Raw genomic sequence first — 25,223 nt, forward strand, 5'->3', positions numbered from 1 at the left:
TGGCGGATGCACAGGGGCAACGCGGCAGGCGCATGACCCACACACTTGCAAACCTGACATTGTATGCGTGCGGCATATTTCAAGGCCATTTTGCCGCAACGGGTTTTGCAGACCTTCCCCAGGCCTGTGCCGAAGCTCGATGGAGAAAGGCCGGGAATTGGCGTGATAATTCGGCAAGTGGTGTTTGCCACACCTGAAAATCAGAAAAGAGAGCACTACAAGCATGGCCATCTATTGCATCGGGGACGTTCAGGGTTGCAACGGCGCGTTGGAGCGTTTGCTGGCGGAAATCGGCTATTCACCCAGCCGCGACTGCGTGTATCTGCTGGGCGATCTGGTCAATCGCGGCCCCAAGTCCCGCAAGGTGCTCGAACGCTGCATCCGTGACGAGGGCAGCATGTTTGCCATTCTGGGCAACCATGATCTGCACCTGATCGCCCATGCCTGTGGGGCGCGCAAGGCGGGCAAGCGCGATACGCTGGAGGCCATCATGGAGTCGCCGCGCAAGGCGGTGCTGATCGACTGGCTGCGCCGCCAGCCGCTGATGCGGCGGATTCAGATTGGCGACGATCCGCTGCTGATGGTGCATGCCGGGCTGTTGCCGCAGTGGACGGTGGCGCAGGCACTGGAGCTGGCGCAGGAGGCCGAGGCGGTGCTGCGCAGTGCCGATTACACGGACTTCATGCACCGCATGTATGGCAACCAGCCCGATGCCTGGGACGATGGCTTGCAGGGGCATGAGCGGGTGCGCGTCATCGTCAATGCCATGACGCGCCTGCGCTTTTGCACGCCCGAAGGGCGCATGGATTTCGACTGTGCCGAATCGCTGGCACAGGCCCCGCAAGGGTTGCTGCCGTGGTTTGCCGTGCCGGGCCGTGCCAGTGCCGACACCTGCATCACCTTCGGCCACTGGTCCACGCTGGGGCTGTACGATGACCACCATGTGCTGGCAATGGATACCGGCTGCGTCTGGGGCGGCTGCCTCAGTGCCATGCGCTATGGCACGTCGCTGGCCCAGCGGGAGCTGATTCAGGTGGCCTGCAAGGCGGCGCAGACACCGGGTTGAGCAGGTTGGCTCACTGGTTCTGGTTCCAGTCGCGCCAGTGTCGCCAGTGGCGCAGGGCCATGCGCATGTCGCGGATGACGGGGGCGACGGCCAGTACCACCAGAATCAGGGCCAGCCAGACGGTGGACACATAGCCCAGGTGCTTGAATCCCAGTGCGCCAGTCACGCCGCCAACGAAGAAGCTCAGCAGCATCAGGCTCAAAATCCACAGGTGGTCGCGGTCGGCCTGGATGTACAGCGGGTATTGGCGGCCGTGGCTGCGGTTCCAGTAGAACAGCCGTCCGAGTTCGATGCCCAGGTCGGTGACCAGTCCGGTGATGTGGGTGGTGCGGATTTGTGCCCCGCTGTACTGGCTGACCACGGCATTTTGCAGGCCCATGATGAAGCACAGCAAGGCCACGGTGACGGGAACGAACAGAAAGCCCTGCACACCGTGCAGGCGCGCGCCCAGCATGCCAAAGCCCAGCAGCAGCATGGCCTCCAGCAGCAGGGGCATGGCGTATTCGCTTTCCAGGCGGTGCCGCCGCGCGTAGCTGACCATGATGGCGGTACAGGCAGAGCCGCCGATGAAGGACATCAGGCCACCAATGCCGGTGAGGATGACATCCCAGGTGCCCAGTGCGACGGCATCGGCCATGGCCGAGACGATGCCGGTCATGTGGGAGGTGTATTGCTGGACGGCCAGAAAACCGCCGGCGTTGGCCGCACCAGCGACGAACGCCAGCACCAGACTGAGCGTGCGGTTGTTGCTGGCGGTGCGGGTGCGTCCCGTCAGGCGGCGCACATAACGCCAGGAATGCCAGAGATTCACGTCGCTCCCTTTGCAGCATCAGGCACAGGCTCCACTTTGGCAGCGGGGAGCCTGTGTTGGTTTATTGCTCTTCCAGCAGCGAACGCAACATCCAGGCGGTCTGCTCGTGGACGGTCAGTCGCTGGGTGAGCAGGTCGGCGGTGGGTTCGTCGCTGGCCTTGTCGGCAATCGGGAACAGTTCGCGGGCGGTACGGGCCACGGCTTCGTGGCCCTTGACCAGAATGCGCACCATCTCCAGCGCGGCGGGCGGGGTCAGGGGAGCATCTTCCAGCGAGGTCAGGCGGCCGTAGTCGGCGTAGGAGCCAGGGGCAATATGACCCAGCGAGCGGATGCGTTCGGCCACCGGATCGACGGCATTCCACAGTTCGGTGTACTGGGTCATGAACATGGTGTGCAGGGTGTTGAACATCGGCCCGGTCACGTTCCAGTGGAAGTTGTGTGTGGTCAGGTACAGGGTGTAGGTGTCGGCCAGCAGGCGCGAGAGTCCGTCGGCAATGGCCTGCCGGTCTTCGGCATCGATGCCGATGTTGATGGAAGGTACGCCCTTGGGCAGGGACGACGCATTTTTCGTTTTGGACATGGCTGCTTTCCTTTCAGTGAATGCAAGGTGAGCTGGCAGAAAATGAACGGCATTCCAATGCCGTGACCACCACCAGACTGCACCTCCATTATGGACACAAGCAGGCAGGGAAACCAGCATTCGCACCGATGCCAACCGTGTGTGCAAGGGCAAGCGGGCAGGCAAAACGGGCCGGTGGTTGCAAAGGATGTTACGAATGCAACCGCAGGAAACTTCATGTCTGGCGCGTACCTATGTGGCTGGGGTGCGGGCGAATACCAGTGCGCACACCCGGCTGGCTCCGGCGTGCAGGCAGGTCTGTGCCAGTGCGTGCAGTGTGGCTCCGGTGGTCATGACGTCGTCAATCAGCAACACATGCTGGCCGTGGATGTGCTGCATGGCTGCGGCGGTGAGGGTGAATGCGCCATCCCAGTGGCGCAGGCGTTGGCTGCGGCGCATGCCGGTCTGGTGTCGCGGGGTGTCCAGGCGGTCGATGCCGTGCGTGAGCAGCAGGGGCGTGCAGGATGGGGTGTGCCGCATGAGCTGGTGCCGCAGTGGCCGTGCAAGCAGCAGGCTCTGGTTGTAGCCGCGCTCGCGCCAGCGCGAGGCCGACAGGGGCACGGGCAGCAGCACCTGGGCCTGCTGGAGCAGGGCAGGGGTGGCGGGATGCCGCCACATGATGCGTGCCAGCGCAGTTGCCCAGCCGGTATCGCCGTGGAATTTGAATGCCGCAATGGCCTGGTTCCAGGGGTAGGCGTAGGGCACGGCGGCCACGCAGTGGTGCAGGGGCGGTGGCTGGAGCAGGCAGGCCCCGCAGACGCTGGTGCCCTCCGACACAGGCAGGGCGCAGTGCGGGCAGGCGGGTTCGGGGTGCAGAAAACGCCCCAGGCAATCGGTGCAGACGCGCCCGGTCGTGCTCCATACCGGCCAGCGATGGCAGAAGGCACAGACGGTGGGAAGCATATCGCCAAGCATGACCGGGATGCTCCGCTGGTGGTTTATTGCCCTTGTTGCGCCAGCCGGGCCAGGTGCGCCAGTGCGAGTTCCACCTGATCGACCAGCACGAGGCAGAAGTCCCCGGCTTGCAGGCGCGAGATGGCCAGATCGATGGCGGCGAGTTCGCCAAACACGCTGTCGATGCGCTGCACGCGGCTGGGGCGTTGCGGGTCTTCGGCCTCCAGGCCTTCGCGCAGCAGTGCAATGGTTTCGCCGTCGGCACGGCCGCGCTGGCAGGCATCTTCGTAGAGGATGGCTTCGTCGAAGGCGGTGCGCAGAATATGGGTCTGGCCCCGGATGTCTTCGTCGCGCCGGTCGCCTGCCGCGCTGATGACGAGCAGCCGCCGCTGGGCCGGGGTGGCTTCGACCACCTGCACGAGTGCGCGCATGGCATCGGGGTTGTGGCCATAGTCGGCAATGACGGTGGCCCCATGGATGCTGAAGCTGTTGAAGCGGGCGGGGGCGTTGTCGGCATCATTGACGAAGCTGGCCAGCCCCCGGCGGATGGTTTCGGATGGCAGTCCCAGCCCCCAGGCAGCGGCCACGGCGGCCATGACGTTCTCGACCTGGAAGCCGATGCGCCCCTGCTGGGTGATGGGGATGCTGCGCAGTGGGATGGTCTCGCGCCATGAGCCTTCGCTGGCGACGATGGCATCGCCTTCCACATAGACGCTGCGCAGGCCGCGTGAGCGGTGCGCGGCCATGACGGGGTGGTTCTTGTCGTGCGCGAAGTAGATGACGCGCCCCAGCGTGGTATTGGCCATGCTGGCCACCAGCGGGTCGGCGGCGTTGAGCACGGCATAGCCCTTGGGGGCGACGTTGCGCACGATCACGCCCTTGACCTGGGCCAGTTCTTCCACGGTGTGGATGTGGTTCAGCCCCAGATGGTCGCCCTCACCGATGTTGGTGACGACGGCCACCTGGCACAGGTCGAAGCCCAGCCCTTCGCGCAGGATGCCGCCGCGCGCCGCCTCGAATACGGCGGCATCGACTTCGGGGTGGAACAGCACGCTGCGGGCACTCTTGGGGCCGCTGCAATCGCCGCTGTCGATCTGGCGACCGTTGATGTAGATGCCGTCGGTGTTGGTCATGCCGGTGCGCAGGCCGTGGGCCGTGAGCAGGTGGGCGATCAGCCGCGAGGTGGTGGTCTTGCCGTTGGTGCCGGTGACGGCGACGACGGGGATGCGCCCATCCTGCCCCTTGTCGTACAGGGTGTCGATGACGTATTTGCCAATCGGGCGCGGCTGGCCGTAGGAGGGCGAGAGGTGCATGCGCAGACCGGGTGCGGCATTGACTTCGACCACGCCGCCGCTTTGTTCTTCCAGCGGGCGTTGCACGCTGTCGCAGACCACGTCCACGCCACAGATGTCCAGCCCGACCATTTGCGCGGCGGCCACGGCACTGGCGGCCACGGCGGGGTGTACTTCGTCGGTGACATCGGTGGCCGAGCCGCCGGTGCTGAGGTTGGCGTTGTGGCGCAGCACGACTTTTTGCTGGTCGGCGGGGATGGCATCGGGTGTCAGGCCCTGCAAGGCCATTTGTGCCAGCGCGATGTCGTCGAGGCGGATGCGGGTGAGCGAGGTGGCATGGCCGTCACTGCGGCGCGGGTCTTGATTGACCTGCTCGACGAGTTCGCGCACGCTGTGCTGGCCATCGCCGATGACCTGGGGCGGTTCGCGCCGGGCGGCGGCGGCCAGCCGGTGGCCGACCACCAGCAGGCGATAGTCCTGGCCGGGCAGGTATTTCTCCAGCAGCACGGTGCTGCCGTATTCGGCCGCGCTGCGGTAGGCGTGTTCGAGGGCTTCGCGGGTCTGGATGTTCACGGTCACGCCCTTGCCCTGGTTGCCGTCCTGGGGCTTGGTGACGACGGGCAGGCCGATTTCCAGTGCGGCTTGCCAGGCATCATCGACCGAATGCACGGGTCGGCCCAGCGGCACGGGGACACCAGCGGCCAGCAGCAGTTTCTTGGAAAGTTCCTTGTCTTGCGCAATGGATTCGGCCACGGTGCTGGTGGCATCGATCTCGGCAGCCTGGATGCGCCGCTGGCGCGACCCCCAGCCAAACTGCACCAGCGAGCCGCGCGTGAGGCGGCGGTAGGGGATGCCGCGCGCCACGGCGGCCTGCACGATGGAGCCGGTGCTGGGGCCGAGGCGTTCGCGTTCGTCGCGCGCACGCAGGCGAGCGATCACGGCGGCACTGTCGAAGGCCGGGGCATCGGCAGGGTGCAGCGCGGCGAGGATGAGCTGCTCGGCCGCCTGCATGGCTTCGCGCCCCACGGCTTCTTCGGTGTATTCGACGATGACCTGGTACAGCCCGGCTTCGCGGGTGGCCAGCGTGCGGGCGAAGTTCACGGCACTGCCCGCTTCGGTTTGCAGCGTGAGGGCGGCGAATTGCAGCACATGCGCGAGGCTGGCGGGCTGGCCGTCTTCGGTGCTGAGCACGCCGATGGCGGGGAACAGGCTGCGCAGGCGGGTCAGAAAGCCCGGCAGGCGTTGCACCTGGGTTTCTTCGGGCAGGCATTGCACGGTGGCGTGCATGGCGGTCTTGCGGCTCCAGAGGTTGGGGCCGCGCAGGGCACGCAGACGGACGATTTCCATGAAGGGGTCTCCTCGGGGCGTTGGGGTGGGGCGTGCGGACGGTGCGGGGTCAGCGCGTCATCATGGCGTGGGCGGGCAGGCGCGGCTCGAAGGTGCGGATGCCGGCCACGATGAGTTCGGGGGCGACGTCCATCGCCCAGCCGGTGGCGACGCTGGCCAGCAGCGCGGATGCGTCCAGGCCAAAGGCGGTGTGGGCGTGCTGGCACAGCGATGGCCAGTCGTCCAGGGTTTCGGCACTGCCATCGGGCTGGTACAGCTGGACGCTGTCGCCCTCGGCCACCACCCAGCGGGCAGTGGCGGGCGCGCTGGCATCGGTGCGGTCGCCATCGGCAGTGGGGTCTGGGGCTTGCGCGCGGGTGCGGGCGTACAGGCTGGCATCGGTGGTGTAGCAGACCACACCGCCATCGGACAGCTTTGCCAGATCGGCCACCTGCGCATCGTCGGCATTGAGGATGGCCAGGCCACTGCCCAGCACCACGTCCACCTGGGTGCGCAGCACGCGGGTCATCTGGGCGCGTTCCTGAATGTCGAACTCGGCCAGTGTCTCAAAGCCGTCCATGTCGGTGACGAGGCCAATGTGGCAGCGGTCGTAGGCGAGGCCGTCGCGCAGGATGCTGGCCGCGCCGTTTTCGATCACGGCCACCTGAATCTGCTGGTTCATCAGCAGGCGGTTGCCTGCCTCCCAGTGCGCACTGGGGCGTTTGTCCACCAGCCGTCGATCCAGAAAAATACCCTGCTGGCAGGCCACGCCGGTCTTGCGCCCGGCCAGGTGCAGCAGCCAGGCCACCAGCCGCGCAATGCCACTGCCGTGCCGCTCGCCCGCGATGCCGATGATGGGGATGCGCCCCACTGTGTCGCCATTGCCCTCCTGCGCCGATGGCGTGGGGAACAGGTATTCGACGATGGCCTGCCCGACCGGCTGGGGCGCGCCCACGGTGGGTTGCAGGTGCATCAGCAGTCCCGGCCCGGCATTGACCTCGATGATCGCGCCGCCCTGTGGCTCCAGCGGCTGACCGATGTCCTGTGCCATCACATCGACTCCGGCAATGTCCAGCCCGACGACCTTGGCGGCCAGTGCGGCGGCATGGGCGGTTTCGGGATGTACGTCGTCGGTGCAGTCGGTGACTTGGGTGCTGCTGCGCTGCACCATCACCAGCTTGCCCGCTGCGGGCACGGACTGCGGCGTGAAGCCCTGGCGCACCAGTTCGGCCTGCACGCTGCTGTGCTCGATTGCCACGCGCGGCAGCAGGCCCTGTCCGGCCTCGTCGGCCTGGGTGTCTTCGGTATCGGCGGCACTGCGGCGGCGCGGGTCGCTGTTGAGCTGGCTTTCCACCAATTGCGCAATGCTGGACTGGCCGTTGCCGGTGACGTGCAGTGAGTCGCTGCGGGCAGCGGCCACCACCTTGCCATCGACCACCAGCAGGCGGTGCTCGTTGCCGGGCACCATGCGCTCGACCATGACCTCGTAGCCGTGCGGCTCGGCCCCGGCCCAGGCGGCCCGCACTTCGGCTTCGGTGTGCAGATTGACGAACACGCCTCGGTTGCGCGAGGCGTCCGATGGCTTGACGACCACGGGCAGGCCGATGTCCTGCGCGGCCTCCCAAGCCTGTTCCGGGCTGTCGGCCACCTGCCATTCGGGCACGGGCACGCCGCAAATCTGGATCAGCGATTTGGTCAGGTCCTTGTCGTGGGCAATGCCTTCGGCAATCGCGCTGGTATCGGCGGTTTCTGCCGTCCAGATGCGTTTCTGCGCCGCGCCATAGCCCAGTTGCACCAGGTTGCCATCGTTGAGGCGGATGAAGGGGATGCGCCGCTCGAAGGCGGCATCGACGATGGCGGCGGTGCTGGGGCCAAGATAGCGTTCCTCGATCACCTCGCGAATGGCCGCCACCGCCGGGGCCACCTCGAACGGCTGGTCGTTGATGGCTGCCATGATGAGGCGATGCCCCTGTGCCAGGGCGGTGCGGGCCACCTGCTCGTCCTTGGCGCGGAATACCATCCGATACACGCCTTCGCGCGAGGTGCTGCGTGTCTGCCCGAAGGCGGTGGGCATGCCGGCCAGGTTCAGCAATTCGATGATGATGTGTTCCAGAATGTGGCCGCACCAGGTGCCTTCGTCCAGCCGCATCAGAAAGCCGCCGCGCTCACCCACGCCGCAATGGTGCTCGATCAGGCCGGGCAGCCAGCTCTTGAGGCGTTCGGGGAAACCGGCAATCGTGTGGGATGGAAAGGCTTCCAGTTCGCCCAGGTCCAGCCAGACTTCCAGCACCTCGCGGTAAGTCCAGATGCTGGGGCCGCGCAGGTAGCGAACCTTCAGGAGGGCGATGTCATCGAATGTGCGCATGGTGTGCTCAAAACCTTCAGGGTGATGCCCAGGGGCTGTGCTTCGGTCGCGTGCGGGCTGGCAAGACAGCGGGCAGCGGCAGAATGGCAGTGCCGGGGCGGAAAAAATCCGGTGCAGCGCAGGCGGCCCATCTGGCCGACACCAGCCTGTGTAGAAAAGGTAGGATGTCATCCAGAACCGATTGCTTTGCGTTAGCAAAAGGGAGCATGGGAGTGGTCGGTGCGGCGTGTGCGTTCCTGAATGCCGATTGTCGTACAGGCCGATGGCCCCATCCATTCATTCCAGAATTTCCGGTGAAAAAAAGCACAATGACCCTTGCCCATCCGCAGACTCCAACCCCTTGGCCTGTGCTGCATCTTCCTCCTGCCGAAAACGCGCTGACCGTGCTGGCGGTTGACCTGAGTCCCGATCTGCGCTTTGCCCTGGGGCGGCTGGTGCTCAGCGACCAGGCCCTTTACGTCTGGCAGCAGGGCCAGCCGGACTGGCAGCGTTTCGCGCTCGATGCCGGGCACACGCTGCGCCTTGCCGAACACGCCGGGCTGGTGACGCTGGGCCTGCACGATGCCCACCAGCGGCTGGCCGTGTGGCACCTGAGCCAGACCGGCAGCGTGCAGGCGCAGCGGCTGGTCGAACACTTCAAGGCGCAATTTCGCCACGATGCCGCCAGTGCCCGGCGCGTGCAGGACATGGATGTCTGTGCCGTCTGCGCGGCGGCCCTGCCCATCGACAGCAGCCATTGCACCGCCTGCGACGAGCAGGACGAGGCCGCACCGGTCTCCAGTTGGGTGCTGTTGCGGCTGGGGCGTTTTGCCAGGCCGTATCGCAAGCTGATCGCGCTGGGCTTTGTGCTGACGCTGGCATCGACGGCGGCCACGCTGGTGCCGCCCTACCTCACCATCCCGCTGATGGACGACATCCTCATCCCCTACCAGTCGGGCCAGGCGATTGATCCATCGCTGGTGGCGTTCTACCTGGGGGCCTTGCTGCTGTCGGCCATCGTCGCCTGGGCACTGGGCTGGAGCCGCACCTATGTGCTCTCGCTGGTGTCCGAGCGCGTCGGTGCGGACTTGCGCACCACCACGTTCAACCACCTGATGCGCCTGTCGCTGGACTATTTCAGCAACCGGCGCACCGGCGACCTGATCGCTCGCATTGGCTCCGAGACCGACCGCATCAACACCTTTCTGTCGCTGCACGCGCTGGACTTTGCCACCGATGTCATCATGATCGGCATGACGGCGGCCATTCTGATCTCCATCGATCCGATGCTGGCACTGGCCGCACTGGTGCCGCTGCCGTTCATTTTCGTGCTGATCCAGCGGGTGCGTGCCCGCCTGAAAGTGGGCTTTGAACGCGCCAGCCGCATCTGGTCGCAGGTCACCAACGTGCTGGCCGATGCGATTCCAGGCGTGCGCGTGGTCAAGGCGTTCGCGCAGGAACGCCGCGAGGAGCAACGCTTCCATGATGCCAACGTGCAGAACCTGCAAGCCAACGACAAGGTGAACCGCACCTGGTCGCTGTTCTCGCCCTCGGTGTCGCTGCTGACCGAAATCGGCACACTGGTCGTCTGGGGCTTCGGCATCTGGATGGTGGCCGAAGGGCGCATCACCGTGGGCGTGCTCACCGCCTTCATCGCCTACATTGGCCGCTTCTACACGCGGCTGGACTCCATGAGCCGCATCGTCAATGTCACGCAACGTGCGGCGGCCGGGGCCAAGCGCATCTTCGACATCCTCGACCATGTCTCCACCGTGCCCGAGGCGGCCAGCCCCGTGCCCATGCCGCAGGTGCAGGGGCATATCGCGCTGCGCAACCTGGGCTTTCGCTACGGCAGTCGCACCGTGTTGCGCAACGTGAACCTGGACATCCAGCCCGGTGAGATGATCGGGCTGGTGGGGCACAGCGGTTCGGGAAAGTCCACGCTCATCAATCTGATCTGCCGCTTCTACGACGTGAGCGAAGGCGCGATTCTCTGCGACGGCGTGGACGTGCGCCAGATTGGCGTGTCGGATTACCGTCGTCACATTGGGCTGGTGTTGCAGGAGCCATTCCTGTTCTTCGGCACCGTGGCCGAAAACATCGCCTACGGCAAGCCCGAGGCCACACGCGAGGAAATCATTGCCGCCGCGCGCGCCGCCCATGCACACGACTTCATCCTGCGTCTGCCACACGGCTACGACTCGCTGGTGGGAGAGCGCGGCCAGACGCTCTCGGGTGGCGAACGCCAGCGCATCAGCATTGCCCGCGCATTGCTGATCGACCCCGAAATCCTCATCATGGACGAGGCGACTTCGGCAGTCGATACCGAAACCGAGAAGGAAATCCAAAGGGCACTGGACAACCTCGTGCAGGGCCGCACCACGATTGCCGTGGCACACCGCCTGTCCACACTGCGCAAGGCAAACCGGCTGGTGGTGATGGACAAAGGCGAGATCGTGGAAGTCGGCTCCCACGAAGTGCTGATGCAGCAGCAGGGCGCGTACTGGCGGTTGTACCAGGCGCAGTTGCGGCATCAGGCCGATATGCAGGAGTGATGCCGCTTGATGCTTGACGCTCCTGCAATGTTTCACGTGAAACATTGCAGGGAAGGGCTGCGTTATTTCAGCAGCCCTTCCGCCTTCAGGGCGGCCTGTACGGCAGGGCGGGCGGCAGTGCGTTCGCGCAGGGCCTGGAGATGACTCCATTTGGACAGATCAACCTGCACCAGAGCGGCCCAGTTCAGCGTGGTGAACAGGTAGGCATCGGCCACGCTGAAGAATTCGCCCAGCAGGTAGGGGCGATCCTGCAACAGACCATTGAGGTGGCCGTAGCGGTTTTGCAGGGTCTCCACCGCCTGCGCCTTGGCTTCAGGCGTGCTGCCGGGCTTGAACAGCGGCGTGTAGTTCTTGTGAATTTCCGTGGCAATGAAGTTCAGGTGGCTTTGCAGGGTGTAGCGTTCCCATGTGCCGTTGGCCGGAGCCAGGTTTTTCTCGGGTGCCTGGTCGGCAATGTATTGCAGAATGGCCGCACCTTCGGCAAGGTGGCGACCATCGTCCAGTGCCAGAAAAGGCACATAGCCCAGCGGGTTGATGGTGTAGAAATCCGTGCCATCTTCCAGCTTGTGGGCCTTGACATTGACCTTGGCCAATGTGTGCGCCAGTCCGGCTTCGTGAAGGGCAATGTGCGAGGCCAGCGAACACGCGCCGGGGCTGTAATACAGTTTCAGTGTCATGAGGAGGTTTCCTGTTAGGCAGGACAATCTGCCGCTGCCAGTATAGGTTTTTTGGTTTTGCCGTGCCGGGCGGGCATTGTTTCACGTGAAACATCGGGGCATTGTGCTGTGGGGACAGCCTCGTTTGCCGGTCGGTGTTTCACGTGAAACATTCGCGCATGTGCCGTTCAAGGGCAACGCGGTAAAATTGCCATCTATTTGATTTTGTACCGGCCCTGGCCGGTTTTTTCCGATGAACACCTCACCTTATACCCACCCCCAAGCGTTCGATGTCATCGTCGTCGGCGGTGGCCATGCGGGCACCGAAGCGGCACTGGCAGCGGCACGCATGGGCTGCAAGACCCTGCTGCTGACCCACAACATCGAGACGCTGGGGCAGATGAGCTGCAACCCGTCCATTGGCGGCATTGGCAAGGGGCACTTGGTCAGGGAGGTGGACGCGCTGGGCGGAGCCATGGCCCTGGCCACCGACCGGGGCGGCATTCAGTTCCGCACCCTCAACGGCAGCAAGGGGCCGGCCGTGCGTGCCACCCGCGCCCAGGCCGACCGCATTCGCTACAAGGCGGCGATTCGCCATGTGCTGGAAAACCAGCCGAATCTGTGGCTGTTCCAGCAGTCGGTGGATGATCTGCTGGTGCAGGGTGACCGCGTGGTGGGGGCGGTGACGCAGGTGGGCATTGCCTTTGAAGCGCGCACGGTGGTGCTGACGGCGGGCACGTTTCTGGACGGGCGTGTGCATGTGGGACTGAACAACTATCAGGCGGGGCGCGCGGGCGACCCACCGGCGGTGTCGCTGTCGGCACGGCTCAAGGAACTGCAACTGCCGCAGGGCCGCCTGAAGACCGGCACGCCACCCCGGCTGGACGGGCGCAGCATCGACTTCAGCCGCTGCACCGAGCAGCCCGGTGATGGCGTGCCCCACGGCGACAACCCCGAGCACATGCCGGTGTTCAGCTTCATGGGGCGTGCCGACATGCACCCGCGCCAGATTTCCTGCTGGATCACGCACACCAATGAGCGCACGCACGACATCATTCGCAGCGGCTTTGACCGCAGCCCGATGTTCACCGGCAAGATCGAAGGGGTAGGGCCGCGCTACTGCCCCAGCGTGGAAGACAAGATCAACCGCTTCGCCGACAAGGACAGCCACCAGATTTTTCTGGAGCCAGAGGGGCTGGACACGCACGAAATCTACCCGAATGGCATTTCCACCAGCCTGCCGTTCGACATCCAGTACGCGCTGGTGCGCTCCATGCCGGGGCTGGAGAATGCCCACATTCTGCGTCCGGGCTACGCCATCGAATACGATTACTTCGACCCGCGCGCGCTGAAAAGCAGCTTCGAGACCCGGCAGATTCAGGGGCTGTTCTTTGCCGGGCAGATCAATGGCACGACCGGCTATGAAGAAGCCGCCGCGCAGGGCCTGTTCGCCGGGCTGAATGCCGCGTTGCAGGTGCGTGGCGAAGCAGCCTGGATGCCGCGCCGCGACGAAGCCTATCTGGGGGTGCTGGTGGACGATCTGATTACCAAGGGCGTGACCGAGCCGTACCGCATGTTCACCAGCCGCGCGGAATTCCGCCTGCAACTGCGCGAGGACAATGCCGATCTGCGCCTGACCGAAACCGGTCGCCGGCTGGGTCTGGTGGACGATGCCCGCTGGGATGCCTTCTGCCGCAAGCGCGATGCCATCGAGCGTGAAACCCAGCGGCTCAAGAGCACCTGGGTGAACCCGCGCAACCTGCCTGCCGCCGAGGCCGAGCGGGTGCTGGGCAAGGCCATCGAGCACGAATACAAGCTGTTCGATCTGTTGCGTCGCCCGGCAGTGGGCTATGCGGCACTGGCCGATATGCAGCAGGGCGAGTGGCGCAGCCTCGATGTTTCACGTGAAACATTGGGCGATCTGTACGACACGGTGGTGGAGCAGGTGGAGATTTCTGCCAAGTACAGCGGCTACATCGACCGCCAGAAAGAAGACATCGGCAAGGCATTGCACTACGAGAATCTGCTGCTGCCCGACGATCTGGACTATGCGGCGGTGACGGCCCTGTCTTTCGAGGTGCGGCAGAAGTTGCAGCAGCACCGCCCGCGCACGCTGGGGCAGGCCTCGCGCATTTCCGGCATCACCCCGGCGGCCATTTCGCTGTTGTTGATTCACCTGAAAAAAAGCGGCAAGAAGTGGGATGCCAGCGAGGCGGTTGCTTCCACCCGGCAGGAGGAGGGCGCGTCATGAATCTGGAACAGGCCCTGCCGCTGGCCTTGCAGGACATCGGGCTGGCACTGGATGCGAGCCAGCAGGCGCAGTTGCTGCATTACCTGCAACTGCTGCAAAAATGGAACAAGGTCTATAACCTCACGGCGGTGCGCCACCCGGACGATATGTTCCATCTGCACCTGCTGGATTGCCTGGCGGCCATGCCGCTGTTTGCCGAGGCCATCGGGCAGCGGCAGGCCACGCGCATTCTGGATGTGGGCGCAGGCGGTGGTCTGCCGGGCGTGGTGCTGGCCATCTGTTTTCCGCAGGTGCAGGTGCATTGCGTGGATGCCGTTGCCAAGAAAATGGCCTTCGTGCAGCAGGTGGCCGCCAGCCTGCCACTGCCGAACCTGAAGGCCATTCATGCACGGGTGGAGCATCTGCCCGGCCAGTACGACATCGTGACCTCGCGTGCCTTTGCCAGCCTGCCTGATTTTGTGAGCTGGACTGGCAGCGCGCTGGCTCCGCAGGGCCTCTGGCTGGCGATGAAGGGCAAGCACCCGCAGGCGGAAATCGACGAATTGCCGGCCCATGTGCGCATGTTTCACGTGAAACATTTGCAGGTTCCGGGGCTGGATGCCGAGCGTTGCCTGGTGTACCTGGCCCCTGAGGGAGCAGGCTGATGCTGCCGAATGTGCTGGGCATTGCCGACTACGGGGCCTTTGTGCTGGCGGTGTGGCTGTTCCTGATGGTGCCGGGGCCGGGCAATCTGGCCATCATTGCGTCCACCGGGCACGGTGGCATGCGCGGTGGGCTGGCGGCCACGCTGGGCATCGTGCTGGCCGATCAGGTGTTGCTGTGGCTGGCCGTGGCGGGCGTGGCTGCTTTGCTGGCTGCGCATCCGGGGGTGTTTCAGGCCGTGCAGTGGCTGGGAGCCATCTATCTGGCATGGCTGGGCATTAGAATGCTGCTGGCCCGGCCCGGCGGCAGCAAGGTGCTGGACATCCAGCCCCGCCAGTTTGCGATGCAGGCATTCTGGATCACCCTGCTGAACCCCAAGGCGATTGTGTTCTACATGGCCTTTTTCCCGCTGTTCGTGCAGCCTGCCACCCACCGGGGATTGACCACGTTTGCTGCGATGGCGGTGACGATTGCCGGGCTCACGCTGCTGTACGGAGCCATTGCCGCATGGCTGACCCGCGCGCTGGCCGGGCGCATGCGTCGCCATCCGCGCTGGGGACAGGGGCTGGAGAAGCTCGCGGGCGTGGCGTTGGTGGCATTCGGCATCAAGCTGGCACTGGGGCGTTAAGGCATTGGATGTGCCACAGGCGCAGGCCATCGGATACCATGTCAGGTGCTGCATTCGGCGCGAATGAGGAGAAAATCGAAATGGCCCAAATCTACTGTGTCGCCAACCAGAAAGGCGGCGTTGGCAAAACCACCACCAGCGTGAACCTGACGGCCGCGCTGGCCAAGATCGGCCAGCGTGTGCTGCTGATCGACCTCGACCCCCAGGGCAATGCCACGATGGGCTGCGGCGTGGACAAGCGCAAGCTGGAGCATTCGGTCTATGACGTGCTGCTGGGTTCCTGCTCGCTGGAGCAGGCGGTGGTGACTTCGCCCGCGTCGCCTGCCGCACCGTTCCAGGTGCTGGGAGCAAACCGCGATCTGGCCGGGGCTGAGGTGGAGCTGGTCTCGCTGGAGCAGCGCGAGAAACGCCTGAAAAACGCCCTCCAGGGTGTACATGCCCATTACGACTTCGTCATCATCGACTGCCCGCCTTCGCTGGGCATGCTCACGCTCAACGGCCTGTGCGCCGCGCATGGCGTCGTCGTGCCCATGCTGTGCGAGTACTACGCGCTGGAAGGGCTGACCGATCTGGTCAATACCATCAAGCAGGTGCACGCCAATCTGAACCGCGACCTGAAAATCATCGGGCTGCTGCGCGTCATGTTCGATGCGCGCATCACCTTGCAGCAGCAGGTGAGCCAGCAACTGAAGAACCACTTTGGCGACAAGGTGTTCGAGGCCATCATTCCGCGCAACGTGCGTCTGGCCGAAGCCCCCAGCTATGGCCTGCCCGGCGTGCTGTTCGACCCCGGCGCGAAAGGCAGCAAGGCATTTGTCGCTTTTGCCCAGGAGATGGTGGGGCGCACCCGCGTGGATGCCCCGGCCACCGCCGTTTCCCCATCCTGAGCGGGCAGGGGAGCAACGCCATGTCCGAACTGGCCCATACCCACAGTGTCCTGCTGCTGCCCGGCTGGAACGATTCCGACGCGCAGCACTGGCAAAGCCACTGGGAGCGCGACCACGGCTACCAGCGCGTGCAGCAGCACGACTGGACGCGTCCGCGCAGTGGCGACTGGCTGGCGCGGCTGGATGAGGTGGTGCTGCTGCAAGCCCACGACCGCCCCATCGTGCTGGTGGCGCACAGTCTGGGCTGCCAACTGGTGGCGCGCTGGGCCGCTCACAGCCGCCATGCCGCTCGTGTGCAAGCGGCCCTGCTGGTCGCGCCACCCGATACCGAAACCCTGGAGAACCAGCACCTGCTGCCCGGCTGGAGTCCCATGCCGCGCCAGCCCCTGCCTTTCCGCTCCCTGCTGGTGGCCAGCCGCAACGACCCGTTCTGCTCCTTCGCACGCGCCCAGGCATTGGCCGGGCACTGGCAGGCCGACTTGGTGGATGCGGGCGAGGCCGGGCACATCAACACCGCCAGCGCGCTGGGAGCATGGCCCCAGGGACACCGGATGCTGCTGGACTGGATGCAAGAACACGAGGAGAACACGACAACATGGCAACCCGAAAGAACCTGAAAGGGCTGGGCATGGGGCTGGATGCCCTGCTCGGCCCCAAGGTGGACGAAAGCCCCGACAGCAGCCGCTTTGCCAGCCGCCACGGCACGCCACGCGACATTGCGCTGACCGAGCTGGTGCCCGGTCAGTACCAGCCGCGCCTGCGCATGGACGAAGGCGCGCTGTATGAACTGGCCGAAAGCATCAAGACCCAGGGCGTGATCCAGCCCCTGCTGGTGCGGCAGTTGCGCAGTGGCGACAACGCCGGACGCTACGAAATCATTGCCGGAGAACGGCGGTTCCGTGCCAGCACGCTGGCCGGGCTGGAAGAAGTGCCGGTGCTGGTGCGCGACGTGGACGACCACACCGCCGCCGCGCTGGCCCTGATCGAAAACCTCCAGCGCGAGAACCTCAACCCGCTGGAAGAGGCACGCGGCATCCAGCGGCTCATCGACGAATTCTCGCTCACCCACGAGCAGGCCGCCGCCGCACTGGGGCGTTCGCGCAGTGCCGCCAGCAATCTGCTGCGCCTGCTGAATCTGGCCGAGCCGGTGCAGACCATGCTGGTGGCGGGCGACCTGGAAATGGGCCACGCCCGCGCCCTGCTGCCGCTGGCCAAGGCACAGCAGATCATGGCCGGGCAGGAAATCGTTTCGCGCCAGCTCTCGGTGCGCGAGGCCGAAGCCCTGGTGAAGAAGATGCAGGAGGCCAAGACCGCTGCGGCTGTGTCGGCATCCGGCTTGCCTGCCGCTGCGGCCAAGTCGGGCGATTTGCTGCGGCTGGAGGAAACCCTGTCCGATCTGCTGCTGGCGCAGGTCGATATCCAGATCAAGAAACGCCGCCAGAAAAACGGCACCGTGCAGCAGTCCGGCGAAATCCGCATCCCGTTCTCCTCCCTTGATGAACTCAATGGCGTGCTGGAACGCATCCAGGCCGGGCGCGAGTTCTGACCATTCCGCTTCCCAGACTGGAGCCGCCATGCCCATTCCCGCAACCGACGATGCCTTCTGGATGCAGCATTGCCTGCAACTGGCTGCCCAGGCATTGACCCTCTCGAATCCCAATCCGCGCGTGGGCTGTGTCATCGTCGGCCCTGATGGGCAGGTGCTGGGCAAAGGCCACACCCAGGCGGTGGGCGGCCCCCACGCCGAAGTCATGGCCTTGCGCGATGTGCAAGCACAGGGCCACGATCCACGCGGAGCCACCGCCTACGTCAGTCTGGAACCCTGTTCCCACCACGGCCGCACCCCGCCGTGCTGCGACGCGCTGGTGGCTGCCGGTATCGCACGGGTCGTCGCGGCCCTGCCAGACCCGAATCCGCTGGTGGCGGGGCAGGGCTTTGCCCGCTTGCGGGCTGCCGGTGTGCAGGTGCAGTGGGGTGTGGGCGCGGTGGAGGCCGCAGAACTGAACCTGGGGTTTCTGAGCCGCCTGATGCGCCAGCGGCCCTGGGTGCGCCTGAAAGTGGCGGCTTCGCTGGACGGCATCACGGCCTTGCCCAACGGCCAGAGCCAATGGATTACCGGCCCCGCCGCGCGGCTGGACGGGCAGGCATGGCGTGCCCGCGCCTGCGCCATTCTCACCGGCGTGGGCACGGTGCTGCACGACGACCCGCTGTTGAACGTGCGCGATATTCCCGCCACGCGCCAGCCGCATCTGGCCATCGTGGACAGCCAGTTGCGCACCCCGCCCACGGCGCGGCTGTTCGAGGTGCCACAGCGACAGGTGCTGATCTACACGGCCTGCACCGATGCCGCCCGCCAGCACGCCTTGCAGGCACGCGGGGCCACCGTGGTGGCCGTGCCTGCGGCGCAGGGCGCACGGGTGAACCTGGCAGCGGTGATGGCGCATCTGGCGCAGTGGCCGGTGAACGAATTGCACGTCGAGGCCGGGGCCACGCTCAACGGCGCGTTGCTGGCGGGCGACTGGGTGGACGAATGGCTGCTGTACCAGGCCCCGACCATCATCGGCGGTGGCCTGGGCATGGCCCAACGTCCCCAGCCGCTGGAGACGCTGGCAGGCGTGCAGCCGTTGCAGGTGCTCTCGCACACCGCTGTGGGCGACGATGGCCGCTGGCTGCTGCGCCCAGCCCGGCGCACCGACTGGCTCGCACCGTTGTTCCCGGCGCATGGTGCAGCAGAACGGCCCGACACAGAGCCGTCATAGACCTCGCATAGGGTGCGTGATGTGCCATTGGGCATACTTCTTGCTGTGTTTTTCCTGTTTTCAGAAACTACTTGCTTGCCATGACCATTCACGTTGCCCTTCATCACGTTACCCATTATCGGTACGATCGCCCGGTCAAGTTGGGTGCGCAGGTGGTTCGCCTGCGACCTGCACCCCACAGCCGCACCCGCATCCTGTCCTACAGCCAGACCATCGATCCCGCGCAGCACTTCTGCAACTGGCAGCAGGACCCGTTTGCCAACTACCAGGCGCGGCTGGTGTTTTCGGAGCGCACCCGCGAGTTCAAGGTCACCGTTGATCTGGTGGCCGAAATGGCGGTACACAACCCGTTCGACTTCTTTCTGGAGCCTGTCGCCGAGCAGTTCCCGTTTGCCTATGATGCCGGGCTGCAACAGGAGCTGGCCCCCTATCTGGCCAAGGCAGTGCTCACGCCCCGGCTGGATGCCTATTTGCAGAAGGTGGATCGGCGGCCCCGGCGCACCATCGACTTTCTCGTGGCCCTGAACCAGCAGTTGTACGAGGACATCGACTACACCATCCGCATGGAGCCGGGCGTGCAGACCCCGGAAGAAACGCTGACGCTGGCTTCCGGCTCCTGCCGCGATTCCGGCTGGTTGCTGGTGAACCTGTTGCGCCACATGGGGCTGGCCGCGCGTTTCGTCTCGGGCTATCTGATTCAGCTCACACCCGATGTCAAATCGCTGGATGGCCCTTCCGGCCCCAGCTCGGACTTCACCGATCTGCATGCCTGGTGCGAGGTGTTCCTGCCTGGCGCAGGCTGGATCGGGCTGGACCCGACCTCCGGCCTGCTGGCGGGCGAAGGGCATATTCCACTGGCCTGCACGCCCCAGCCGTCTTCGGCTGCACCAATCGAGGGCGCGGTGGAGAAGAGCGAAGTGGAGTTCTCGCACCAAATGGGGGTGACGCGCATTTTTGAGTCGCCGCGCGTCACCAAACCGTACACCGATGGGCAATGGCAGGCCATTCTGGCCCTGGGCGAGCAGGTGGATGCCGACCTGCAAGCGGGCGACGTGCGCCTGACCCAGGGCGGAGAGCCGACTTTCGTGGCCGACAGCGACCGCGATGCACCAGAATGGAACACCACTGCATTGGGCCCCACCAAGCGCGGCTATGCCAACGCCCTGGTGCAGAAGCTGCGCCAGCAGTATGGCGACGGTGGCTTTCTGCACTTCGGGCAGGGCAAGTGGTATCCGGGCGAACAGTTGCCACGCTGGGCCTTGTCGATTTTCTGGCGTGCCGATGGCCAGCCTGTCTGGCAGAACCCGGCTCTGTTTGCCGATGAGCGCGAGCCATCGGGCTACACCACCGACGATGCGCACCGCTTCATCACCACGCTGGTGCGCACGCTGGGACTGACGGACGAATACATCACCCCCGGCTACGAGGACATCTGGTACTTCCTCTGGCGTGAACGCCGTCTGCCGGTGAACGTCGATCCCTTCGATGCCCGCATCGACGACGAACTCGAACGCGAACGCCTGCGCAAGTGGGTACAGCAGGGGCTGGGGCATACGGTGGGCTATGCACTGCCCCTGACCCCCGGCAATGCCGTGGGCTTGCAGGGCGTGCCGTGGCAGACCGGGCCGTGGTTCTTCCGCGACGAGCGCATGTACCTGTTCCCCGGTGATTCGGCCATGGGCTACCGCCTGCCGCTGGATTCCCTGCCCTGGGTGTCCGAAGGCGACATGCCGTACTTCCTGGAGCGCGACCCGTTCGCGCCGGTGGACGATTTGCCCACGGCGCAGACCTTCCAGCAACGCTACCGCCCGCATGATGCGGCGCACCCGGCCACGCGGGTATTGCAGCAGACCCAGCGCGACTGGGCACTGGAGCAAGCCCACGACGGCGCGGGCAAGTCCGCTGCCACCGCGCCCGGCTACGAACCCGCTGTGCCCACGCTGTTGCCGCAGCAGCCACCGGCCCGCTTCGAGTCGGCGCATTGGCTGACCCGCACCGCCCTGGTGGTGGAAGTGCGGCAGGGCATTCTGTACGTCTTCATGCCCCCACTGGCGCGGCTGGAAGACTACTTCGACCTGTTGGCAGCCGTGGAAGCGACGGCCGAGCAGCTTCAGGTGCGGCTGGTGCTGGAAGGTTATCCGCCGCCCCGTGATGCCCGACTGAAGGTGTTGCAGGTCACGCCCGACCCCGGAGTCATCGAGGTGAACATTCACCCGGCCAGCAACTGGAAGGAACTGGTGGAGCACACCGAGTTTCTGTATCAGGCTTCGTTCGAGAGCCACCTCTGCGCGGAGAAGTTCGCCCTCGATGGCCGCCATACCGGCACGGGCGGTGGCAACCATGTGGTGCTGGGCGGAGCTACCCCGGCGGATTCACCATTCCTGCGCAAGCCCGAATTGCTCACCAGTCTGGTGGCCTACTGGCACAACCACCCCAGCCTGTCGTACCTGTTCAGCGGCCTGTTCCTGGGGCCGACCAGCCAGGCTCCCCGGCTGGACGAGGCGCGCAACGACCAGATTTACGAACTGGAAATTGCCATGCGGCAAATCGAGGCGCATGGCCGCATCTACGGCGGGCAGATGCCGCCGTGGCTGGTCGATCGCACGCTGCGCAACATCCTCATCGACGTGACCGGCAACACGCACCGCAGTGAGTTCTGCATCGACAAGCTCTACTCCCCCGACAGCTCCACCGGACGGCTGGGGCTGCTGGAGATGCGCGCGTTCGAGATGCCGCCCCATGCCCGCATGAGCATCGTGCAGCAATTGCTGTTGCGCGCGCTGATCGCCCGCTTCTGGCGGCAACCCTACCGCACGCCGCTGACACGCTGGGGCACCACGCTGCACGACCGCTTCATGCTGCCCACCTTCATCCGCATGGATTTTGCCGATGTGCTGGCCGAGCTGGCACTGCCGGAACATGGCGGCTGTGCGTTCGACTCCCAGTGGTTCGCACCGCATTTCGAGTTCCGCTTTCCGCTGCTGGGCGATCTGGCCGTGCAGGGCATGCACCTGGAAGTGCGCAGCGCGCTGGAGCCGTGGCACGTCATGGGCGATGAGGGCACGCCCGGTGGCACGGTGCGCTATGTGGATTCCTCGCTGGAGCGGCTGGAAGTGCGCGTCACCGGCCTCAATGGCAGCCGCTACGTCGTCACCGTGAACGGCCAGGCCCTGCCGCTGCAACCCACCGGCGTGGCGCAGGAATACGTCGCCGGAGTGCGCTACAAGGCCTGGAATCCGCCGTCGGCCCTGCACCCCGGCATTCGGCCCCATGTGCCGCTGGTGTTTGACATCGTGGACACCTGGATGCAGAAAAGCCTGGGCGGTTGCCAATACCATGTGCAACACCCCGGTGGCACGAACCCATCGGTGTTCCCGATCAATGCCTACGAGGCCGAGGCGCGCCGCCTCTCGCGCTTCTTCCGCATCGGCCATACCCCTGGAAAAATGTGGGTGCAGCCGCCTGTCATCAGCCCGGAAACCCCCTGGACGCTGGATTTGCGCCGCCAGTGAATGTGCGGCAGATCGGTTTCTCCCACGGTTTTCTGGCTGGAAAAATACATGGGATGGTGTGCCGGTCTGCCACAATGGCCTGCCGCGCGAATACCATCGCCAGTACACCCACCCTGAAACGCCATGTCCCTGTCCGAAGCCATCCCTGCCGACGTTCCTCCCGCTCCCCCTGCTGTGCAGGCTGACCCCGTGGTCAGTACCGCACATGCAGCAGAAGCAGGAGTGGGCGCAGGCAGCGGGGCAAGGGGCACTGGCGCAGCAGAGGGCATCGATGGCATCGTTCGCCAGATGGCGCAGCCCGCCCCCGCAGGCCACCTGAACGTCCTCTACGGCATGGCCTCCCCGGCGAGTGCGGCCACCACTCTGGAGCCACACTGGCAGCGGTTTTTTGCGCAGACGCTGGCCGCCCACCAGCGTCCCGGCAGGCACCGGCCCGCCGCGCAGACACTGGCCGATGCCTTCACCCACTTGCAGCACAGTCTGCGCAAGCGCGTGGAAGACAACGGTGTTTCCTACAACCTCTATGCCGATGCGGTGAACAAGCCGCGCCCCTGGGCACTCGATCTGTTCCCGATGATTCTGCCCCCGGCAGAGTGGCAGCACATTGCCGCCGGGGTGCGCCAGCGCGCCGAACTGCTCAACCGCATGCTGGCGGATGTCTATGGTGCGCAGAGCCTCGTGCGCGATGGCCTCTTGCCCAGCGCACTGGTACATGGGCATCCCGGCTATCTGCGCCAGGCACACGGCGTGCAGCCCGCCGGAGGGCGGTTTCTGCACGTTGCGGCCTTCGATCTGGCGCGCGGGGCGGATGGCCACTGGTGGATCATGTCGCAGCGCACCCAGGCCCCTTCCGGGCTGGGCTACGCGCTGGAGAACCGGCTCATCGTCTCCAGCCTGTTTCCGCAGGCGTTCGCGGCCTTGCAGGTGCAGCGGCTGGCCGACAGCTACCGCATCCTGCTGGCCAGTCTGGCGGCGCACAGCGTGCCTGGCCACGATGCGCGCGTCGTGCTGCTCACCCCCGGCCCGTACAGCGAAACCTATTTCGAGCACGTCTATCTGGCGCGCTACCTTGGCATCACACTGGTGGAAGGCGGCGATCTGGTGGTGCGCGAGCAGAAACTCTGGCTCAAGACCTTGCAAGGGTTGGAGCCGGTGGACGTGGTATTGCGCCGTCTGGACGATGATTTCCTCGACCCGCTGGAGTTGCGTGCCGACTCCGCGCTGGGCATTCCGGGGCTGATGCAGGCATGGCGGGCGGGCAACGTGGTGCTGGCGAATGCGCCGGGCACGGGCTTTCTGGAGTCATCCTCCACGCTGGGTTTTCTGCCTGCCATCTGCGAGAGGCTGCTGGGCGAGCCGCTGAAGCTGCCCTCGCTGGCCAGTTGGTGGTGTGGTGAACGCGCCATCCTGCCCGAGCTGTTCGAGAACCTGGGCGACTACGTCATCAAGCCCACCTTCAACGACCCGGCCCGGCGGTTCGTGCCCGCACTGGGGCGCAGCCTGAAGGCGCAGGAGCAGACCACCTGGCAAGGCCGCATCGAAGCCCATCCGGAAAACCACTCGGCCCAGGCCTACATCCCGCTGGCGCACATGCCCACCTGGCAGGGCAGGGCAGATGCCGATGCGCAGTCCGCCGCACCTCTCATGGGCAGTCAGGCGATGGCCGTGCGGGTGTTCGCGCTCTCCAATGGGCAGGGCGGCTGGCACATCATGCCCGGCGGCCTGACGCGGCTGGCCCCGCCCCACCGGGATGTCGTGTCCATGTATCGGGGCGGCAGTTCCGCCGATCTGTGGGTCATGGGCGAGGCACACAGCAGCCTGCTGCATGCCGACACCGGCAAGGGTGGCTCTCTGACCGCCACCACTGCGGCCCCGGCGGCTCTGGTCGCTCATCCCCCTGCCATTGCCGGCCTGCCATCCGCACCCTGGCAGGCCCAGCGGCATGCCACCGTCATCAGCAGCCGCGCCGCCGAAAACCTGTTCTGGCTGGGGCGTTACACCGAGCGGCTGGAAAACAGCGTGCGCCATGCGCGGCTGGTGCTGGAATCGCTGGGCGACAGCGAGGCAGCCAACACCCCCGCCAGCCTGCAATGGCTGTATCAGGTGGCCATCTGCAACGGGCTGGTGCATGAGAAAACCCCTTCACCCGCCAAATCCCTCAGCGATTTCTGCGATACCCTGCTGACCGCGCTGGCCGATACCACCGGCAGTCACGGCATCTACAGCGTCGCCTCCACCCTGGCCTGTCTGCGCCAGTCGGCCTTCGCCGTGCGCGAACGCCTGGCGCAGGAGCAGTGGTTCCTCGTCAATAGTGCCGCCGCCCAGTTCGAGGCCGCCATGCACGGCTTCGGCCACAAGCCCGGCCCTGCCAGCCCAGCTGCCGTGCCGCTGGCCAGCACCGCACTGCCCGCGCTGGAGCAACTGGCCACCCACGTCATGGCCATGACCGGGGCGCAGATCGACCGCATGACCCGTGACAACGGCTGGCGGTTGCTCTCGATGGGGCGGCAACTGGAGCGCATGGGCACGCTCTCGCAGGCCCTGCGGCTGGCCTTCAGCACCGAAGCCATCCACTGCGAAAGCGGCTTCGCCCATGTGCTGCGCCTGTTCGACAGCACCATCACCTACCGCTCGCGCTACCAGCAGCAGCGCAGCATCCAGTCCCTGCTGGAGCTGCTGGTGCTTGACCGCGAGAACCCGCGCTCCCTGAGCTGGGTGTCCGACAATCTGGTGGGCCGCATGCAGAAAATGACGCAGGGCAACCAATTGCTGTTGCAGGCCGGGGCCATCTCGCACCTGCCGCACACCTGGTCGGAAGCGCAGTTGCGCGCCATGACCCGCCAGTGCGACTACCCGCAGATCGCCCGCTGGCTCGATCAGGCCGCCGACCACGCCGCCCGCCTCTCCGACCTGCTCTCGCAGCAGTACTTCGCGCATGTGGAGGCCGAAAACCACACGCTGGGTTCCTGAGAACCTGCTTC

General features: G+C 65.6%; 17 protein-coding genes. 11 read left to right on the plus strand and 6 right to left on the minus strand.

The genetic code is table 11. From position 1 onward, the window contains the following. Positions 1-223: 223 nt before the first annotated feature. Positions 224-1,066 carry a symmetrical bis(5'-nucleosyl)-tetraphosphatase gene (locus BUE21_RS08865; protein WP_073356327.1) on the plus strand — a complete coding sequence of 281 codons (843 nt, stop codon included), beginning with the start codon at positions 224-226 and terminating at the stop codon, positions 1,064-1,066. Between the two features lie 10 nt (positions 1,067-1,076). Here the strand turns inward: BUE21_RS08865 and BUE21_RS08870 are convergent, their stop codons facing one another. The 5 genes from BUE21_RS08870 to BUE21_RS08890 form a co-directional block, all read right to left on the minus strand. Continuing rightward, on the minus strand, positions 1,077-1,877 hold the full coding sequence (locus BUE21_RS08870; RefSeq protein ID WP_073356328.1) for a YoaK family protein: 801 nt from the start codon (positions 1,875-1,877) through the stop codon (positions 1,077-1,079). A gap of 61 nt (positions 1,878-1,938) precedes the next feature. Next, entirely contained in the window at positions 1,939-2,457 is a 519-nt protein-coding gene (locus BUE21_RS08875) for a Dps family protein (RefSeq protein WP_073356329.1), read from the minus strand. Between the two features lie 231 nt (positions 2,458-2,688). Next, positions 2,689-3,411, minus strand: a complete 723-nt coding sequence (locus BUE21_RS08880) for a ComF family protein (protein WP_073356330.1) — start codon at positions 3,409-3,411, stop codon at positions 2,689-2,691. Between the two features lie 23 nt (positions 3,412-3,434). Beyond that, on the minus strand, positions 3,435-6,029 hold the full coding sequence (gene cphA / locus BUE21_RS08885; RefSeq protein ID WP_073356331.1) for a cyanophycin synthetase: 2,595 nt from the start codon (positions 6,027-6,029) through the stop codon (positions 3,435-3,437). A gap of 49 nt (positions 6,030-6,078) precedes the next feature. Continuing rightward, positions 6,079-8,373: a cyanophycin synthetase gene (locus tag BUE21_RS08890; RefSeq protein WP_073356332.1), complete on the minus strand. Its 2,295-nt coding sequence runs from the start codon at positions 8,371-8,373 to the stop codon at positions 6,079-6,081. Between the two features lie 308 nt (positions 8,374-8,681). On the opposite strand from BUE21_RS08890, the gene BUE21_RS08895 reads away from it, so the two are divergent. Continuing rightward, positions 8,682-10,907, plus strand: coding sequence for a cyanophycin metabolism-associated ABC transporter (locus BUE21_RS08895; RefSeq protein ID WP_073356333.1), 2,226 nt, complete (start codon positions 8,682-8,684; stop codon positions 10,905-10,907). 62 nt (positions 10,908-10,969) lie between these two features. Here the strand turns inward: BUE21_RS08895 and gstA are convergent, their stop codons facing one another. Beyond that, entirely contained in the window at positions 10,970-11,578 is a 609-nt protein-coding gene (gene gstA, locus BUE21_RS08900) for a glutathione transferase GstA (protein WP_073356357.1), read from the minus strand. Positions 11,579-11,816: 238 nt separating this feature from the next. Between gstA and mnmG the strand changes: the two genes are divergently transcribed. From mnmG to BUE21_RS08945, 9 genes are all read left to right on the plus strand, one after another. Then, positions 11,817-13,814 (plus strand): tRNA uridine-5-carboxymethylaminomethyl(34) synthesis enzyme MnmG, encoded by a 1,998-nt coding sequence (gene mnmG, locus BUE21_RS08905; protein WP_073356334.1) that lies wholly within the window; start codon positions 11,817-11,819, stop codon positions 13,812-13,814. Then, positions 13,811-14,458, plus strand: a complete 648-nt coding sequence (gene rsmG, locus BUE21_RS08910; protein ID WP_073356335.1) for a 16S rRNA (guanine(527)-N(7))-methyltransferase RsmG — start codon at positions 13,811-13,813, stop codon at positions 14,456-14,458. The genes mnmG and rsmG overlap by 4 nt, the downstream gene beginning before the upstream one ends. 11 nt (positions 14,459-14,469) lie before the next feature. Then, the gene (locus BUE21_RS08915) at positions 14,470-15,084 is read left to right on the plus strand and encodes a LysE family translocator (RefSeq protein ID WP_073356358.1); all 615 of its coding nucleotides are present in this window, start codon (positions 14,470-14,472) and stop codon (positions 15,082-15,084) included. 80 nt (positions 15,085-15,164) lie between these two features. After that, positions 15,165-15,971, plus strand: coding sequence for a ParA family protein (locus BUE21_RS08920; RefSeq protein ID WP_073356359.1), 807 nt, complete (start codon positions 15,165-15,167; stop codon positions 15,969-15,971). Positions 15,972-15,991: 20 nt separating this feature from the next. After that, positions 15,992-16,588 carry an RBBP9/YdeN family alpha/beta hydrolase gene (locus tag BUE21_RS08925; protein WP_073356336.1) on the plus strand — a complete coding sequence of 199 codons (597 nt, stop codon included), beginning with the start codon at positions 15,992-15,994 and terminating at the stop codon, positions 16,586-16,588. Next, the gene (locus tag BUE21_RS08930) at positions 16,567-17,517 is read left to right on the plus strand and encodes a ParB/RepB/Spo0J family partition protein (RefSeq protein ID WP_073356337.1); all 951 of its coding nucleotides are present in this window, start codon (positions 16,567-16,569) and stop codon (positions 17,515-17,517) included. Before BUE21_RS08925 ends, BUE21_RS08930 begins: the two co-directional genes overlap by 22 nt. A 28-nt stretch (positions 17,518-17,545) precedes the next feature. Further along, positions 17,546-18,730 (plus strand): bifunctional diaminohydroxyphosphoribosylaminopyrimidine deaminase/5-amino-6-(5-phosphoribosylamino)uracil reductase RibD, encoded by a 1,185-nt coding sequence (gene ribD / locus BUE21_RS08935; RefSeq protein WP_073356338.1) that lies wholly within the window; start codon positions 17,546-17,548, stop codon positions 18,728-18,730. Between the two features lie 80 nt (positions 18,731-18,810). Beyond that, complete coding sequence (locus BUE21_RS08940; RefSeq protein ID WP_073356339.1) at positions 18,811-22,242, plus strand: transglutaminase family protein; 3,432 nt, start codon at positions 18,811-18,813, stop codon at positions 22,240-22,242. Between the two features lie 123 nt (positions 22,243-22,365). Beyond that, entirely contained in the window at positions 22,366-25,212 is a 2,847-nt protein-coding gene (locus BUE21_RS08945; RefSeq protein ID WP_073356340.1) for a circularly permuted type 2 ATP-grasp protein, read from the plus strand. Positions 25,213-25,223 lie beyond the last annotated feature (11 nt).

Origin of the sequence: Lampropedia hyalina DSM 16112 (assembly GCF_900129055.1) — a bacterium.
Lineage (GTDB): Bacteria > Pseudomonadota > Gammaproteobacteria > Burkholderiales > Burkholderiaceae_C > Lampropedia > Lampropedia hyalina.